This is a genomic window from Acidovorax sp. ACV02, assembly GCF_014851475.1.
Classification (GTDB): Bacteria; Pseudomonadota; Gammaproteobacteria; order Burkholderiales; family Burkholderiaceae_C; genus Acidovorax; species Acidovorax delafieldii.
This window is the reverse complement of the sequence record NZ_JACUZU010000008.1, coordinates 121319-137464: the sequence shown is the minus strand read 5'-3', so window position 1 is coordinate 137464 and position 16146 is coordinate 121319. Positions and strand designations below refer to the sequence as shown.

The 16146-nt window shown below is 63.3% G+C and carries 17 protein-coding genes; 5 read left to right on the top strand and 12 right to left on the bottom strand.

Annotation, left to right across the window (positions count from 1 at the left end):
- Positions 1-5: 5 nt before the first annotated feature.
- The 3 genes from IB236_RS19625 to guaB form a co-directional block, all read right to left on the bottom strand.
- Positions 6-440: a type II toxin-antitoxin system VapC family toxin gene (locus IB236_RS19625; protein WP_121942684.1), complete on the bottom strand. Its 435-nt coding sequence runs from the start codon at positions 438-440 to the stop codon at positions 6-8.
- The gene (locus IB236_RS19620) at positions 437-694 is read right to left on the bottom strand and encodes a type II toxin-antitoxin system Phd/YefM family antitoxin (protein WP_056746479.1); all 258 of its coding nucleotides are present in this window, start codon (positions 692-694) and stop codon (positions 437-439) included. The genes IB236_RS19625 and IB236_RS19620 overlap by 4 nt, the downstream gene beginning before the upstream one ends.
- Before the next feature lie 91 nt (positions 695-785).
- Entirely contained in the window at positions 786-2261 is a 1476-nt protein-coding gene (gene guaB / locus IB236_RS19615) for an IMP dehydrogenase (RefSeq protein WP_055398151.1), read from the bottom strand.
- A 108-nt stretch (positions 2262-2369) separates the two neighbouring features.
- Here guaB and IB236_RS19610 point away from each other — a divergent pair, with 108 nt between their 5' ends.
- Positions 2370-2894, top strand: a complete 525-nt coding sequence (locus tag IB236_RS19610) for a DUF4124 domain-containing protein (protein ID WP_192421883.1) — start codon at positions 2370-2372, stop codon at positions 2892-2894.
- 42 nt (positions 2895-2936) lie between these two features.
- On the opposite strand, the gene IB236_RS19605 is transcribed toward IB236_RS19610, so the two are convergent.
- Together IB236_RS19605 and IB236_RS19600 are read right to left on the bottom strand one after the other, a co-directional pair.
- The gene (locus IB236_RS19605; protein ID WP_121942681.1) at positions 2937-3302 is read right to left on the bottom strand and encodes an RnfH family protein; all 366 of its coding nucleotides are present in this window, start codon (positions 3300-3302) and stop codon (positions 2937-2939) included.
- The gene (locus tag IB236_RS19600) at positions 3295-3735 is read right to left on the bottom strand and encodes a type II toxin-antitoxin system RatA family toxin (protein WP_192421882.1); all 441 of its coding nucleotides are present in this window, start codon (positions 3733-3735) and stop codon (positions 3295-3297) included. The genes IB236_RS19605 and IB236_RS19600 overlap by 8 nt, the downstream gene beginning before the upstream one ends.
- A 130-nt stretch (positions 3736-3865) precedes the next feature.
- On the opposite strand from IB236_RS19600, the gene smpB reads away from it, so the two are divergent.
- The 4 genes from smpB to IB236_RS19580 all read left to right on the top strand — a co-directional run bounded on the left by smpB (position 3866) and on the right by IB236_RS19580 (position 6446).
- A complete protein-coding gene (smpB, locus tag IB236_RS19595; RefSeq protein WP_056746487.1) occupies positions 3866-4339 on the top strand; it encodes an SsrA-binding protein SmpB in 474 nt (157 codons plus the stop codon).
- Between the two features lie 220 nt (positions 4340-4559).
- Positions 4560-4931, top strand: coding sequence for a hypothetical protein (locus IB236_RS19590; RefSeq protein WP_116747265.1), 372 nt, complete (start codon positions 4560-4562; stop codon positions 4929-4931).
- Between the two features lie 34 nt (positions 4932-4965).
- Positions 4966-5517: an RNA polymerase sigma factor gene (locus IB236_RS19585; RefSeq protein ID WP_192421881.1), complete on the top strand. Its 552-nt coding sequence runs from the start codon at positions 4966-4968 to the stop codon at positions 5515-5517.
- Positions 5518-5540: 23 nt separating this feature from the next.
- Complete coding sequence (locus tag IB236_RS19580; protein ID WP_192421880.1) at positions 5541-6446, top strand: anti-sigma factor; 906 nt, start codon at positions 5541-5543, stop codon at positions 6444-6446.
- Between the two features lie 40 nt (positions 6447-6486).
- Here IB236_RS19580 and IB236_RS19575 read toward each other — a convergent pair whose 3' ends face one another.
- The 7 genes from IB236_RS19575 to nusA form a co-directional block, all read right to left on the bottom strand.
- The gene (locus tag IB236_RS19575; RefSeq protein ID WP_192421879.1) at positions 6487-7581 is read right to left on the bottom strand and encodes an enoyl-CoA hydratase/isomerase family protein; all 1095 of its coding nucleotides are present in this window, start codon (positions 7579-7581) and stop codon (positions 6487-6489) included.
- Positions 7578-8453 (bottom strand): DMT family transporter, encoded by an 876-nt coding sequence (locus tag IB236_RS19570; protein ID WP_192421878.1) that lies wholly within the window; start codon positions 8451-8453, stop codon positions 7578-7580. Before IB236_RS19570 ends, IB236_RS19575 begins: the two co-directional genes overlap by 4 nt.
- Before the next feature lie 70 nt (positions 8454-8523).
- Positions 8524-10347 carry a translational GTPase TypA gene (typA, locus tag IB236_RS19565; RefSeq protein WP_056063883.1) on the bottom strand — a complete coding sequence of 608 codons (1824 nt, stop codon included), beginning with the start codon at positions 10345-10347 and terminating at the stop codon, positions 8524-8526.
- Entirely contained in the window at positions 10344-11345 is a 1002-nt protein-coding gene (truB, locus tag IB236_RS19560; protein WP_192421877.1) for a tRNA pseudouridine(55) synthase TruB, read from the bottom strand. Before truB ends, typA begins: the two co-directional genes overlap by 4 nt.
- 3 nt (positions 11346-11348) lie before the next feature.
- Positions 11349-11720 carry a 30S ribosome-binding factor RbfA gene (rbfA, locus tag IB236_RS19555; RefSeq protein WP_008904004.1) on the bottom strand — a complete coding sequence of 124 codons (372 nt, stop codon included), beginning with the start codon at positions 11718-11720 and terminating at the stop codon, positions 11349-11351.
- 18 nt (positions 11721-11738) lie between these two features.
- A complete protein-coding gene (infB, locus tag IB236_RS19550) occupies positions 11739-14612 on the bottom strand; it encodes a translation initiation factor IF-2 (RefSeq protein WP_056746494.1) in 2874 nt (957 codons plus the stop codon).
- A 24-nt stretch (positions 14613-14636) separates the two neighbouring features.
- Positions 14637-16121, bottom strand: a complete 1485-nt coding sequence (gene nusA, locus IB236_RS19545) for a transcription termination factor NusA (protein WP_192421876.1) — start codon at positions 16119-16121, stop codon at positions 14637-14639.
- Between the last annotated feature and the right edge of the window lie 25 nt (positions 16122-16146).

Genomic DNA, 16146 nt, shown 5'->3' with positions numbered 1-16146 from the left:
GTCCGTCAGAGGCTGGAGAGATCAAGAAGCGGGACGCCGCTGCGCTGGGCGGCAGCGATCTGGTGAGAATCAAAGGTGGCCAAAGGCAGGCGCAGCGAGCGCGCCAGCCACAGGTATGCAGCATCAAAGGTGGGCAGGCCGGTTTCCAATGCCACATCGAGCACGGCTTTGTGCTGGGCAGGGGCCAGTTCGTGCAATTCGACGCGGTGACGAATGGCTTCGAGCACGCCCCACAGGCCTTCGACTGAAGCGGCTGGAATGCGCCTGCTGTTCACACCGGTGGCCAGTATGTTGTGACACTCCCAGTGCCAGAGGTTGGGCGCCTGCGGCTCGACCTCATCGCGGCGGATCAGGGCGTACAGGCGGCGGGTGTGTTCGCTGGCCGCGTCAGGCAGCAGCCAGGCGGCAGTGACCGAGGCATCGAGCACGAAGGCGGTCATGCAGTGCTCCGCCCTGCACGGCGCAAGCCATCCACTGTTGTTGACCCAGCGGGTTGAATGCTGGCATGCAACACGTCCATCTGGCCCAGTTCGCGCGCAATCTGTTCGTCAGAAATCACTGGACGGCGGCGCACCGGCAGCATGCGCACCACCTCTTTGCCATGGCGGGTGATGCGCACTTCCTCGCCCTGCTCGACCAGTTCGATCAAGGCAGAGAACTTGCTTTTTGCTTCGTAGATGCCAACGGACTGCATAAATAAAAAAGTCTGGCCTGAATGGCGAATTCAGACCAGACTATATCAGTCTGACCAGATTTTTCAATCAGGCCAGATCGGTTTGCAACGATCAGTCAGCGCGGTAGTTCGGCGCTTCCTTGGTGATCTGCACATCGTGCACGTGGCTTTCGCGGATACCAGCAGTGGTGATCTCGACGAACTCGGCCTTGTTGTTCATCTCTTCGATCGTGGCGCAACCGCAGTAGCCCATGGAGGCACGCACGCCGCCAGCCATCTGGTAGACGATGCTGACCATGGAGCCCTTGTAGGGCACGCGACCTTCGATGCCTTCAGGCACCAGCTTGTCGGCATTGGGATTGCCGGTGCTCGATTCCTGGAAGTAGCGGTCCGCACTGCCCTGCTGCATGGCGCCAATGGAGCCCATGCCGCGGTAGCTCTTGTAGCTGCGGCCCTGGAACAGGATGACTTCGCCCGGCGCTTCTTCAGTGCCCGCAAACATACCGCCCATCATCACCGTCCCAGCGCCAGCGGCCAGGGCCTTGGCGATGTCGCCGCTGTAGCGAATACCGCCGTCCGCGATCAGCGGCACGCCGGTGCCCTTGAGGGCCGTGGCCACGTTGTCGATGGCCATGATCTGGGGCACTCCCACACCCGCCACGATGCGGGTGGTACAGATGGAACCTGGGCCGATACCGACCTTGACCGCATCCGCGCCGGCCTCAACCAGTGCCAGGGCTGCAGCGCCGGTGGCGATGTTGCCACCGATCACGTCAATCTGCGGGTAGTTCTGCTTGACCCAGCGCACGCGGTCGATCACGCCCTTGCTGTGGCCGTGGGCCGTGTCCACCACGATGGCATCCACACCGGCCTTGACCAGGGCTTCAACGCGTTCTTCGGTACCCTCGCCCACACCCACCGCCGCGCCTACGCGCAGGCGGCCTGCGGCATCGCGGGCCGCGTTGGGAAAGCTGGTCTGCTTGGTGATGTCCTTCACCGTGATCAGGCCCTTGAGTTCAAAGGCGTCGTTCACGACCAGGATGCGTTCGAGCTTGTGCTTGTTGAGCAGCGCCTTGGCTTCGGCCGGCGTGGTGCCCTCTTTTTCATTGACCGTGATGAGCTTCTCGCGCGGGGTCATGATCTGGTGGACCTTGACGTCGTAACGGGTCTCGAAGCGCAGGTCACGGCCAGTGACAATGCCCACCACCTTGCCGCCGTCGCACACCGGGAAGCCCGAGATGCCCAGCTGTTCGGACAGCTGGAGCACCTGCAGCACGGTGTGCTCGGGGGTGATGACCACGGGATCACGCAACACGCCAGACTCGTAGCGCTTGACCTTGGCCACATGAGCAGCCTGCTCTTGCGCCGTGAGGTTCTTGTGCACGATGCCGATGCCGCCCTCCTGGGCAATGGCAATGGCCAGACGCGCCTCGGTCACGGTGTCCATGGCGGCGGACACAAGCGGCAGGTTCAGTTGGATATTGCGGGAGAGTTTCGTCGCGAGGGACGTGTCCTTGGGCAGGACCTGGGAGTACGCTGGCACCAGCAACACATCGTCGAAGGTGAGCGCTTTTCCAAGAAGGCGCATGAGAAAGCTCCAAAAAACGGATTGTACCCGCGCCGCGTGTGGTGAAAACGCGCCCACCCGTCTGCAACGCACTGGCGGGGGGGGAATCACATGGATAAACTTGTCCGCATGAAAATGCACAAGCTTCTCCTGCTGGCCGTGGCCTGCACCTGGGCCATGGGCGCGGCGGCGCAATGGCAGTGGACAGACAAAGACGGGCGCAAAGTCTTCAGCGATCGTCCGCCACCACCCGATATCCCCGAAAAAAGTATCCTGAAACAGCCTGGGGGCAACCGCCCGGCACGGACTGCCGTCCCGGCCGCGCCAGCAGCCTCTGACGCGGCGCCCGCAGCAGCAGCAGCGCCCAAGACCGCTGCCAGCGCCCCTGGTGCTGGCAAGGACAAGGAGCTGGAAGAGAAGAAAGCCCAGGCCGAGGCCGCAGAAGCCGCCAAGAAAAAGGCCGAGGACGAAAAGATCGCCAAGGCCAAGGCTGAAAACTGCACCCGTGCACGCGCAGCCAAAGCGGCGTTCGATGCTGGCAAGCCCATCACACAAGCGAACGCCCAGGGCGAAAGAATCTTCCTGGACGGCCCCGCCCGCGCGGCCGAAGCCAAGCGCATCGACGAGATTGTCGCGGCCGACTGCGTACGCTGAGCTGCGTGCTGCTCCGCTACCGCACGGATCAACTCAGCAGTATCAGTAGCCTGACTTGCCCCCTGGTCGGCGGCGCGCAAAGAGTCCTGTAGTGCGCGCCCCTTGTCGGGCAAAGCGCTCCCGCCGTGCTACCTTGGGGTCCACCTTCAAGGGTCGGTAGATTTCTACGCGGTCCTGGGGCTGCAACACCACATCCAGATTGGCAGCACGGCCCCAGATACCGACGCACGGTGCGCCCCCCTCCTCCAGCGCGGACAGCGTGGCCATACCGCAGCTGGCGTGCAGTGCATCCGCTACCGTGGCGCCCACCGGCAAATCCAGAGTCCACTCACGCACCTCGCGCGGAGCCAGACAGACGACAACGGTGATAGCGATGGTCGCCGAGGCACCTCCACCCACCTCAGCCATAGACCTGTTCCGCTCGCTTGACGAAGGCATCGACCATGCTCCCTGCGATGCGGTCAAACACCGGCCCCACCAGCGTGGCCAACGCGGCACTATCAAACCCATAGTTCAGCATCAACTCCACCTTGCACGCACGCTGCGTGCCGTCCCCCACGGGATGAAAGTGCCAATCCCCGTCCAGCCGTGAGAACGGTCCTTTCACCAGATGCATCTGCACACGCCTGCCCACTTCGTGCGTGTTGCGCGTGACAAAGGTCTGGCGAATGCCGCTGAATGCAATGCCCACCTCGGCGGTCATGCCCTCGTCGGTCTGCTCCAGCACTGCGGCGCGGTCGCACCAGGGCAGGAACTGCGGGTAGTGCTCCACCCCGGTGACCAGGGCAAACATCTCTTCGGGGCTGTACCAAATGAGGACGGACTTGTGGACGGTTTTCATGCAGGCAACTAGCGCGGGGCTTTCGAAGGGGAAAGGCGGGCCGGGGAAACTAGAATCACGGGTCTCTGAACGGCCACAATTGTATGTAGGGAGACCTTTTATCTCCCGCAGGGCGCCGCATCTGATCTACATGGCCAAAAAACCCGATCCCACGTCCCGCATTGCCGACAACAAGAAAGCGGCCTACAACTACTTCTTCGAGGAGCGCCACGAGGCGGGCATGGTGCTGCACGGCTGGGAGGTCAAGGCGCTGCGCGAGGGCAAGGTGCAGCTGACCGATGGCTACGTGCTGATCCGCGATGGCGAGCTGTATCTGCTCGGCTGCCTGATCATGCCGCTCAAGACAGCGTCCACCCATGTCAACCCCGAATCGGCACGCACCAAGAAACTGCTGCTCAAGAAGGACGACATCAAGCGCCTGATTGGCAAGGTCGAGCAAAAGGGCTACACGCTGGTACCCATCAACCTGCACTGGAAGAACGGTTTCGTGAAGTGCGAGATCGCCCTGGCCAAAGGCAAGGCCGAGCACGACAAGCGCGACACCATCAAAGACCGCGAAGGCAAGCGCGAGGTGGAGCGCGCCATGAAGAGCAGGAACAAATAGTCCCCAAAGTCGCTGAGCGATGTCCCCCAAGAGGACCGCATACGGGGAGGCAGAGCAGCCTTGAACGGATGCGCCGGCCCGGGCCGTGCCAGTTTTGAAAGCCCTGCGCGCTGCTGGTCACTATTTTTTCAGTTGTGATGGAATAAATCACCATGTCCGGGTGTTCATCCCGGTGCAAGGCAGCATTCGCCTCCGCCTGCACCACCCTCTGGAGAAACCCATGAAGAAACTGATCTCGATGGCCGCATTCGTCGCAGCCGCTGCACTGGCTGGCTGCGCCACCATGGACGACTCGCCCGTGAAGACCATGGACGGCGTACTGGTCGGCGCGGGCGGCATGACGCTCTATACGTTTGACCGCGATGCTGCAGGCAGTGGCAAGTCAGTGTGCAACGGCCCCTGCGCCACCAACTGGCCGCCGCTGATGGCCAGCAAGGCCCCTGGCGGCGACTACAGCGTCGTCACCCGCGACGATGGCAAGACCCAGCTTGCCTACAAGGGCAAGCCGCTGTACTACTGGATCAAGGACACCAAGCCCGGAGACAAGACGGGCGAAGGCGTGAACCAGGTGTGGCGCACCGCACGGCCGTAAGAGCACGCACAGCGCAACACAGGCCCCGCACGGCATGAATCGCTCCCAGGTCATCGAACAGCTGCCGGGCCTGCGCCGCTACGCGCGGGTGCTGACGGGCGATGCCTGGGCGGCTGATGACCTCGTGCAGGACACGCTGGAGCGGGCCTGCAGCAAATGGCTGCTGTGGCGCACCGGCAGCGACCTGCGCGCATGGTTGTTCACCCTGATGCACAACCTGTATCTCAACCAACGCCGCGCGTTGCCCGCGCTGCCCCCTCTGGACATCGATGAGGTTCAAGACCAGCTGCAAGGCGCCCGTGCGCCCTCGGATGACGCCCTGGACCTGGAGCGCTGCCTGCAGCGCCTGCCCGCCGACCAGCGGGCCGTGCTGCTGCTGGTGGCGATGGAGGACATGAGCTACGAAGACACCGCACGCATCCTGAGCATTCCGGTGGGTACCGTCATGTCACGCCTGTCGCGGGCCCGCATGCGCCTGCGAGTGCTGATGGACCGGGAGCCCACATCAGGCACCGCACCGGCTGTACCGGCCGCCCAGGCGGGCGCAGTCACAGGCACGACGCCTGCACTGCGCCGTCTCAAATAGCCACCCTGACCCGATCCTCCACCATGGACCCGACATACCCACCCCCCCCAGCACGCGCAGAAGAGAGCAGCGCCTGGCATGCCCTTGTGGACGGCCAGTTGTCGCCCGCTCAGGCACAGGCGTTGCGCGAGCAACTGCGGGACGATGAGGAGGCTCCGGCCACACTGGCCCACTGGCAGGCGCAGCGGCAGCGGCTGCACGACCTACACCAGGACCTTCTCCACGCCCCCGTTCCCGATGCCTTGCTGGCCGCAGCATTGCGCGCCGCAGACCGCAGGGAGCAACAGGCGCAGTGGTGGCGTTGGGGTGGCATGGCTGCATCGGTCCTGCTGGCCTTTGTACTGGGCTGGACGGGCCGCAGCCAGTGGCCCGCAGGGCTACCCGGCAAAACGCTGGCGACTGGCCAAGGAGCCGCGCTGGTGGCAGCCGAACCGGCACAGCGCTTCGCGCAGCAGGCCTCGGTGGCCCATGCGGTGTACCAACCCGAAGTGCGTCACCCCGTTGAGGTCACGGCTGCCCAGCAAGACCACCTGGTGCAATGGCTGTCCAAACGGCTGGACCGACCGCTGAAAGTCCCTGTGCTGGGCGCCCAGGGCTATGAACTGGTGGGAGGCCGGTTGCTGCCCGGCGATACCGGAGTGCGCGCGCAGTTCATGTACCAGAACAGCGCAGGCCAGCGAATCACGCTGTACCTGGGCGCTCTCGCCCCCACCCCGCCCCGCCCTGCCAGTGACAACCAGGGCGGCACCAAAGCGCGCACGGAAGCACCGGCGGCAGCACCCACCACCGCGTTCCAGTTCACACACGAAGGCCCGGTGCCGGGCTTTTACTGGACGGATACCGGCTTTGGCTACGCCCTGAGCGGACAGTTGTCGCGCCCCGAGTTATTGAGCCTGGCCACAGCGGTGTATCAGCAGCTGAACCCCTGACGCGCCGCCGGGGGCCTGGCCCGACCGTGTCCGTATGCGGTCAGGACAAATGGGCCAACGGATGGGCGTGTGCAGGCCAGGGGCTGGCAAAGAACGGCGCCACCATCTCCGGCGTCACATCTTCAATGCGGCCTGGATTCCACTGAGGCGCATGGTCCTTGTCCACGGCCAGGGCACGGATGCCTTCCACGGTCTCACTCTGTCCTGGGCGCAGGAAAAAGCAGTGGCGCACCATATCGCGCTCCATGCGCAGGTCGTCGGCCAGGCCTATCGCACGGGCGCGGCGAATCTGCTCCAGCACCACATGCAGCATCAGTGGCGAACGCTTGCGCAGCGTGGCAGCCGTGGTGCGCGCCCAGTCGCTGTCGGCGGCCTCGAGTGCCCGCACGATCTCGCCGACGGTCGGCAGTGCAAAATATTGGTCAATATCGGCCAGAGCGCTAGTACCGCTTGCCTGAGATGCTACAAATTGAGAAGCAACATAGGCCTTGATGGCCGCGCCATCTGCAAAGCTTTGGGTAGCCAGCGCATCCCACACCGTTGCCTGCCGGTCTGACGGCAGGCAGCCATCGGCCAGCTGGTAGGCAATGGCATCTCCCGCGCCAATGGTGTCGCCGGTCAGCGCCAGCCACTCGCCCACGCGGCCCGGGCAGCGGCTCAGGAAGTAACCCCCGCCCACGTCCGGGAACAGGCCAATCGCCGTCTCGGGCATGGCCATCTTGGTGCGCTCGGTCACTACGCGCAGGGCGGCGCCCTGGCTGATGCCCATGCCGCCCCCCATCACGATGCCATCCATGAAGGCGATGTAGGGCTTGGCGTAGTTGTGGATCAGGTGGTTGAGCGCGTATTCCTCGGTGAAGAAGTCCTCGATCAGCGGGTTGCCCTGGCTACCTGCCTGGTGCAGAAAGCGGATATCGCCGCCTGCGCAGAAAGCACCAAACGGGCCTTCCTTGTTGCTGCCACGGATGGCCACGGCCAGCACCCGCGCATCGTTCTGCCATGCCAGCAGGATGCCCATCAGGTCACGCACCATACCCAGCGACAAGGCATTGAGCGCACGCGGGCGGTTCAGGGTAATGAAGCCCACCTGGCCACGCACTTCGCTCAACACTTCAGACACGACCGTCTCCGTCATTTTTGTTCCTTCCAACCCAACAGTTCATTGAAAACCAGCGCACCAATCACCAGTGCGCCCCCCGTCAGCACCGCCGTGCCAGGCTTTTCGCCCGCGCCCAGCCATGCCAGCAAGATGCCAAAGATCACTTCAAGCAGCCCGAGCAGCGCCATCTCGGGCGCCTTGAGCACGCGCCCGCAGCGCACGGCCAGCACACAAGGGATGGCCAATTGCACCACGCCCAGCAAGGCCAGCAGGCCCAGGTCGTGGGCCGACGCCTGAAAAGGCAGCGCCAGTGGCAGCGTGGCCACCACCGAAGTCACTGCGCCGATCAACACCGCAGGCACCAGGTCCACCGCATGGCCATGGCGCTGCGAATGTTGTACCACCGTCCAGTTGATGGCAGCGGCCACAGGCACACACAGCGCCACCAGCGTTCCCGCCAGAGGGAGGCCCGCCATCTGCGAACCATACATCCACGCAATACCCAGCCCCGCCACGGCAATCGCAGCCCAGGTGCGCGGGGCGATGTGATGGCCGATGAACACCCTTGCAAACAGCGCTGTGAGCAGCGGCCCCACGGCCATCGTGACCAGCACATTGGCCACCGGCATGAGAACCAGCGCCACCATGAACGCCGTGAACATCACGCTCCAGCACACGCCAGAGATCCACAACGCACGGCCACTGTGGCGCATGGAGGCAAACACCGCCCTGCCTTGCAGCACGGGCAAGATGACCAGCAGCGACAGCAACGTGAAAAAGCTGCGCCAGAAGGTCACTTCAAAACTTGCCGCATGCTCCAGGTGGCGCGTGACCACGCCGGCGATGGACCACATGAGGGTCACCGCCACCATCAGCAGCACCGCCCGGGTATGGGTGAGTTTCAACATGGTTTGTGCAGGGTTCAGACGGAAAAAAGGCCACTGCGTGGCAGTGGCCCTTTCGGAAACGCTGAGCTTATCAAGAACGGGAGGCGCGCTTGCGCTCGTTTTCGGTCAGATAGCGCTTGCGCAGGCGCACGGACTTGGGCGTAATTTCGACCAGTTCGTCGTCCTCGATGAACTCCACGCCGTATTCGAGCGTGAGGTCGATCGGAGGCGTGATCTTGATCGCGTCTTCCTTGCCGGACACGCGGAAGTTGGTCAGTTGCTTGGTACGTGTGGCGTTCACCACCAGGTCGTTATCACGGCTGTGGATGCCGACGATCATGCCTTCATACACAGGGTCGTTGGCCTTCACGAACATGCGACCACGGTCGTCCAGCTTGCCCAGCGCGTAGGTGAAGATTTCACCGTCGTCCATGGAGATCAGCACGCCGTTCTTGCGGCCGCCGATGTCGCCCTTGTGCGGCTCGTAGCTGTCGAAGATGTTGCTGATGAGGCCGGAGCCGCGCGTCAGGTTCAGGAATTCGTTGGTGAAACCAATCAGGCCACGGGCCGGGATGCGGTACTCCAGGCGAACGCGGCCACGGCCGTCGGACTCCATGTTCACCAGCTCGCCCTTGCGCTCGCCCAGGGCCTGCATCACGCCGCCCTGGTGGCCTTCTTCGATGTCGGCCGTCACCAGCTCGATAGGCTCGTGCTTGACACCGTCGATGTCCTTGAACACCACGCGGGGCTTGGACACGGCCAGCTCGTAACCTTCGCGGCGCATGTTTTCCAAGAGGATGGTCAGGTGCAGTTCACCACGGCCCATCACTTCGAAGATGCCTTCTTCGTCGGTTTCGTTCACGCGCAGGGCCACGTTGTGCTGCAGTTCTTTTTGCAGGCGGTCCCAGATCTGGCGGCTGGTCACGAACTTGCCTTCGCGGCCGGCCAGCGGGCTGGTGTTCACGCAGAAGTTCATGGTCAGCGTGGGCTCATCCACCTTCAGCATGGGCAGCGGCGCGGGGTTGGCGGGGTCGGTCACGGTCACGCCGATACCGATGTCTTCAATGCCGTTGATCAGCACGATGTCGCCAGGGCCCGCCAAGGGGGTCTGCATGCGATCGAGGCCCTGGAATGTCAGCACCTGGTTCACACGACCCTTCACGGCCTTGCCATCAGGGCCTTCCATGACGATCACGTCCTGCATGGGCTTCAGGGTACCCTGGCTGATGCGGCCCACGCCGATGCGGCCCACGAAGCTGGAGAAGTCCAGCGCAGAGATCTGCAGCTGCAGCGGCGCATTGGCATCGCCCGTGTTGGGTGGAACGTGCGAGAGGATGGTGTCGAACAGGGCCGACATGTCGGGGCCCCACTGCTCACCGGGCGCGCCTTCTTCCAGCGACGACCAGCCGTTGATGCCCGAGGCGTACACCACGGGGAAATCGAGCTGTTCATCGGTAGCACCGAGCTTGTCGAACAGGTCGAACGCGGCGTTCACCACCTTGTCGGGGTTGGCACCGGGCTTGTCCACCTTGTTCACCACCAGGATGGGGCGCAGGCCCAGCGCCAGGGCCTTCTTGGTCACGAAACGCGTCTGGGGCATGGGGCCTTCTTGCGCATCGATCAGCAGCACCACACTGTCCACCATGGACAGAGCACGTTCCACTTCGCCACCGAAGTCCGCGTGGCCGGGGGTGTCCACGATGTTGATGTGCGTACCCTTCCAGCTCACGGCGCAGTTCTTGGCCAGGATGGTGATGCCGCGTTCCTTTTCGATCGCGTTGTTGTCCATCACGGTATCGACGACCTTTTCGTGGTCGGCGAAGGTGCCGGACTGGCGCAGCAGCTGGTCCACCATGGTGGTTTTGCCATGGTCAACGTGGGCAATGATGGCGATATTGCGGATTTGTTTAGTCATAGTTTTTCCAATATGCCGCTGTGCGCCATGGACGCGGAATGCGGCGTGCTTTCCAAAATTTGTTGAATTTCCAGCGGACTCAGGAGCCTGTCCGGCACCAGCTCCCCGCCCACGATGTGGCCCACCCCCAGCAGCGCCGGGGGATTCTCGCCAAACACCGCCACGGCACTGGCATCGGGCCAGTTGCCACGGCGACGCACGCCCGACAGGAATCGGGCTGCATTCTCACCGTCCAGCGTGACACGCATGTGTTGTGCCAGCAGTGACTCGGGCGCTTCCAGACTGGCCAGGCGTTCTGCCTCGGGCATGGCCTCCAGCTGGGCCAGCGTGACACAGCGCTCCACACCAATGCCCCCAGTGTCGATGCGGCGCAAGAAGGTCAGGTGAGCCCCGCAGCCCAATGCCGCGCCAATGTCTTCACCCAACGTACGGATGTAGGTGCCCTTGCTACAGGTCACTATCATTTTAATAGCTGCCTGCGCTTGATCCGTATGCACCAGCGTCAGCTTGAGGGCATGGATGATCACGTCCCGTGCTTCGCGCTCCACCGTGACACCGGCGCGTGCATATTCGTACAGCGCCTTGCCGTCCTTCTTGAGCGCGCTGTGCATCGGCGGCACCTGGCGGATGGGCCCCGTGAACTGTTGCTGAACAGCCGCCAGGCGCTCTGGCGTGAGTTGGGCAGCATCTACGTCGCAGCGTTGCACCACGTCCCCCTCGGCATCGCCGGTGGTCGTGGTGGCGCCGAGCAGCGCAATCGCCTCGTAGGTCTTGGCGGCATCCAGCTGCAGCTGGCTGAACTTGGTGGCGGCGCCGAAACACAGCGGCAACACGCCCGTGGCGAGCGGATCCAGCGTGCCCGTATGGCCCGCTTTCTCGGCGCGCAGCAGCCATTTCGCCTTTTGCAAGGCGTCATTGCTCGAAAGGCCGAGCGGTTTGTCGAGCAGCAACACCCCATGCACAGGGCGCCGCTGCACCCTGGTGCGTGGCGCGTGCATGGACTAATCCTCTTTGGCGCGCGAAGACACCGCCTTGGCGATCAAGGCGTTCATGTCGGCCGCACGCTCAGAGGTGCGGTCGAACACGAAGTGCAGCGTAGGCACGGTGTGGATGTGCAGGCGCTTGAACAAGCCATTGCGCAGGAATCCAGCCGCCTGGTTGAGCGCCGCCTGCGTTTCCACAGGGTCGCCCGTCAACAGGCTGAAGAACACCTTGGCATGGGCGTAGTCGGGAGTCACCTCCACGCCCTGCAGCGTCACCATGCCCACGCGCGGGTCTTTCAACTCGCGCGCGATCAGCTCCGTCAGATCACGCTGGATCTGGTCGGCCACCTTGAAGGCGCGGTTGGGAGTGGAAGATTTCTTCGCAGCCATATCGTCGTCACCGAGGCTTTACAGCGTCCGGGCGATTTCCTTGATGTCAAAGAACTCGAGTTGATCGCCTTCCTTGATGTCGTTGTAGTTCTTGAGCTTGATACCGCACTCAAAGCCTTCCTTGACATCCTTGACATCGTCCTTGAGGCGCTTGATCGAGTCGACTTCGCCGGTGTAGACCACCACGTTGTCGCGCAGCAGACGGAACTTGGCGTTGCGATGGACCATGCCGGACGTGATGTACGAACCCGCCACAGTACCGATCTTGGAGGCCACGAACACGGTGCGGATCTCGGCCGTACCAATGACTTCTTCGCGCTGCTCGGGAGCCAGCATGCCGGACATCGCCACACGCAACTCGTCCACAGCGTCGTAAATGATGCTGTAGTAATGCAGGTCCACGCCATTGCCTTCGGCCAGCTTGCGCGCACCGGCATCGGCACGCACGTTGAAGCCGATCACGATGGCCTTGGAGGCGATCGCCAGGTTGATGTCGGACTCGCTGATGGCGCCCACAGCGGCGTACACCAGTTGCACCTTGACCTCGTCGGTCGAGAGCTTGAGCAGCGACTGGGCCAGCGCTTCCTGCGAGCCTTGCACGTCGGCCTTGACGATGATGGGCAGGGTCTTGACCTCACCCGCCGTCATGTCGGCGAACATGTTTTCCAGCTTGGCAGCTTGCTGCTTGGCCAGCTTGGTGTTGCGGAACTTGCCTGCACGGTACGTCGCGATCTCACGGGCACGGCGCTCGTCCGTCAACACCATGAATTCGTCACCCGCCTGCGGCACTTCCGTCAGACCCTGGATTTCGACAGGAATCGATGGACCAGCCGTCTTGGCGACCTTGCCGTTTTCGTCCAGCATGGCGCGCACGCGGCCATAGGTCTGGCCAGCCAGCACCACATCGCCCACCTTCAGCGTACCGGACTGCACCAGCACCGTGGCCACAGGGCCTCGGCCCTTGTCCAACTGGGCTTCGATCACGAGACCCTTGGCCAGCGAATCCACCGGCGCCTTGAGTTCCAGCACTTCGGCCTGCAGCAGCACTTGCTCCAGCAGGGTGTCGATGCCCATGCCGGTCTTGGAGGACACGGGCACAAAGGGCGAATCGCCACCGTATTCTTCAGGCACCACCTCTTCGACCACCAGCTCCTGCTTGACGCGGTCGGGGTTGGCATCGGGCTTGTCAGCCTTGGTGATGGCCACCACGATCGGAACACCCGCCGCCTTGGCGTGCTTGATGGCTTCCTTGGTCTGGGGCATGACGCCGTCGTCGGCGGCCACCACCAGAATCACGATGTCGGTGGCCTGGGCACCACGGGCACGCATGGCCGTGAAAGCCTCGTGCCCCGGGGTGTCGAGGAACGACACCATGCCGCGTGGCGTTTCCACGTGGTAGGCACCGATGTGCTGGGTAATGCCACCGGCTTCACCCGCAGCCACCTTGGCGCGGCGGATGTAATCCAGCAGCGAGGTCTTGCCATGGTCCACGTGACCCATCACGGTCACGACCGGAGCGCGCGGCAACAGTTCTGCGTTCTGCTGGCCTGCATCTTCGTCGGTGAAGGCTTCCGGGTCGTCCAGCGCAGCCACGACGGCCTTGTGGCCCAGCTCTTCCACCACAATCATGGCCGTGTCCTGGTCCAGCGGCTGGTTGATGGTGACCATCTGGCCCATCTTCATCAGCGCCTTGATGACCTCGTTGGCCTTGATGGACATCTTGTGCGCCAGTTCAGCCACGGTAATGGTCTCGGGCACATGCACTTCGATGATGCGTGCTTCGACCGGTGCGGCCTGCTGGTGATCATCACGGTGGTCGCGGTTGTCGCCACGGCGGCCACGCGGGCCACCACGCCAGTTGTTGCGACCGACACCGCCGCTGCTGTCGCCGCGGGTCTTGATTTCTTTTTTCTTGGCCGTGTCATTGGCCCAGCTGGAGGACAGCTTGGCTGACTTCACTTCCTTGCCAGCGCCAGGCGCACCCGCGCCCGCTCCAGCAGCAGCGGGAGCACCGGCGCGCGCCACGCCAGTACCGACGGCCGGCTTGTGCAGCGTGCCCTTCTTGGCGTCGCCCACGGCAGCAGGCTTGGCCACTGGCTTGGGTTCCTCGGGCTTCTTGGCGACCATGACCGCCTTCTTGGGCGTGGCCATCATGGAGCGAATGGCGGCAGCTTCTGCCTCGGCCTTGCGGCGACGTGCATCCAGGTCGGCCGCACGGGCGGCTTCTTCGTCAGAGCGGGCCTTGGATTCGGCAGCAGCCTTTTCGCGGGCTTCGTTCTGTGCTGCCGTGCGCGCAGCGGCTTCGGCAGCCTGCTCGCGGGTGGCTTCCTGCTTGACGGCAGAAGCCTGGGCCTTCTTCTCAGCTTCCTGAGCAGCGTAGGCGGCAGCACGCTCTTCGGCTTCGCGCTCGCGCTTTTCGCGGGCTTCGCGCTCGGCGCGCTTTTCGGCCAATTCCGCCTCCTGGCGGCGGATCAGCTCGGCCTGGCGGCGGGCTTCTTCCTCGCGGCGGGACAGCTCAAGGTCTTCACTCGACACAGCGGGTTCTTCCACCGCCGCGGGGGCGTGCGACTCTGCAGCAGCCTCTGCACCTTCGTCGCGCTGAATGAACGTGCGCTTCTTGCGCACTTCCACCTGGATGGTACGGGCCTTGCCCGTAGCGTCCGCCTGCTTGATTTCGCTGGTGGACTTCTTGACCAGCGTGATCTTCTTGCGATCGGCCGAGGCCGTGCCGTGGCTGGCCTGCAGGTAAGCAAGCAGCTTTTGCTTGTCCGACTCGGTCAACGCGTCAGAGGGAGCAGCCTTGCCCACGCCGGCAGCCTTGAGCTGGTCGAGCAGGGTTTCAGGCGATTTTTTGAGTTCGGTAGCGAACTCGGCAACAGTGTTACTGGACATATGTGGTTCGTGCCTCCCTGACCTTTACTCTTGCCCCGCGAACCAGTGTTCGCGCGCCTTCATGATCAAGGCTTTGGCTTCCTCATCAGACTGTCCGGTCAGGTCGGTCAGTTCATCAATGGCCAGATCGGCCAGGTCGTCACGTGTGTGCACACCACCTTCGGCCAATTTGGCAATCAGCTCAGGGGTGAGGCCTTCGAGGTCGCGCAGGTCCTGGGAGACCTCTTCCACGCTTTCCTCACGGGCAATTTCCATGGTGAGCAGCGCGTCCTTGGCACGGGCCCGCAGCTCGTTGACGGTGTCTTCATCGAAGCTTTCGATCTCCAGCATTTCCTGCAGGGGAACGTAGGCCACTTCTTCGAGGCTGTTGAAGCCTTCGGAGATCAGGATGTCGGCGATTTCCTCGTCCACATCGAGCTTTTCCATGAACAGCTTGCGGGCCGTATCGGTCTCGTTGGCCTGCTTTTGCGCGCTTTCGGCGGCGTCCATGATGTTGATCTTCCAGCCGGTCAGGTCGGACGCCAGGCGCACGTTCTGACCACCACGGCCGATGGCGATGGCGAGGTTTTCCTCGTCCACGACCACATCCATGGCGTGCTTTTCTTCATCGACCACGATGGAGGACACGTTGGCCGGAGCCAGTGCGCCAATCACGAACTGTGCGGGGTCTTCGGACCACAGCACGATGTCCACGCGCTCGCCAGCAAGCTCGTTGGTCACCGCGTTCACACGGGTGCCACGCACGCCGACGCAGGTGCCGATGGGGTCCACGCGCTTGTCATGGGACAGCACGGCGATCTTGGCACGCGAGCCGGGGTCACGGGCGCAGGATTTGATCTCCAGCAGGCCTTGCTCGATCTCGGGCACTTCCTGGCGGAAGAGTTCGATCATGAACTCAGGCGCCGAACGCGACAGGATGATGGGAGCGCCGCGCAGCGTCAGGTCCACTTCCATGATCATGGCCCGCACGCGGTCGCCGCTGCGCAGGTTTTCCTTGGGGATCATTTCGCTGCGGCGCAGACGGCCTTCCACGCGGCCGGACTCGACAATGATGTCGCCCTTGTCCATGCGCTTGACGGTGCCGGTGAATATCTTCTCGCCGCGCGACATGAAGTCGTTGAGCAACATTTCGCGCTCAGCGTCGCGGATCTTCTGCAGGATGACCTGCTTGGCAGCCATGGCGCCGATGCGACCGATGGGCACCGACTCGACACCCTCTTCGATGTACTCGCCGACTTCGATGTCTGGGATGCGATCCTTCGCATCCATCAGCAGCTCTTCGGCTTCGGGGTTTTGCAGGCCCGCATCGTCGGGCACCACCAGCCAGCGACGGAAAGTCTCGTAGTTGCCGCTGTCGCGATCCACGGACACGCGAATGTCCACCTCGCCCTGGTACAGCTTCTTGGTAGCCTGGGCCAGGGCCGACTCCACGGCGCCCAAGACCACATCACGCTCCACGTTCTTCTCGCGCGAAATGGCCTCAACCAACATCAACAATTCGCGATTCATGCGACGACTCTCCTGTTTTCAATCA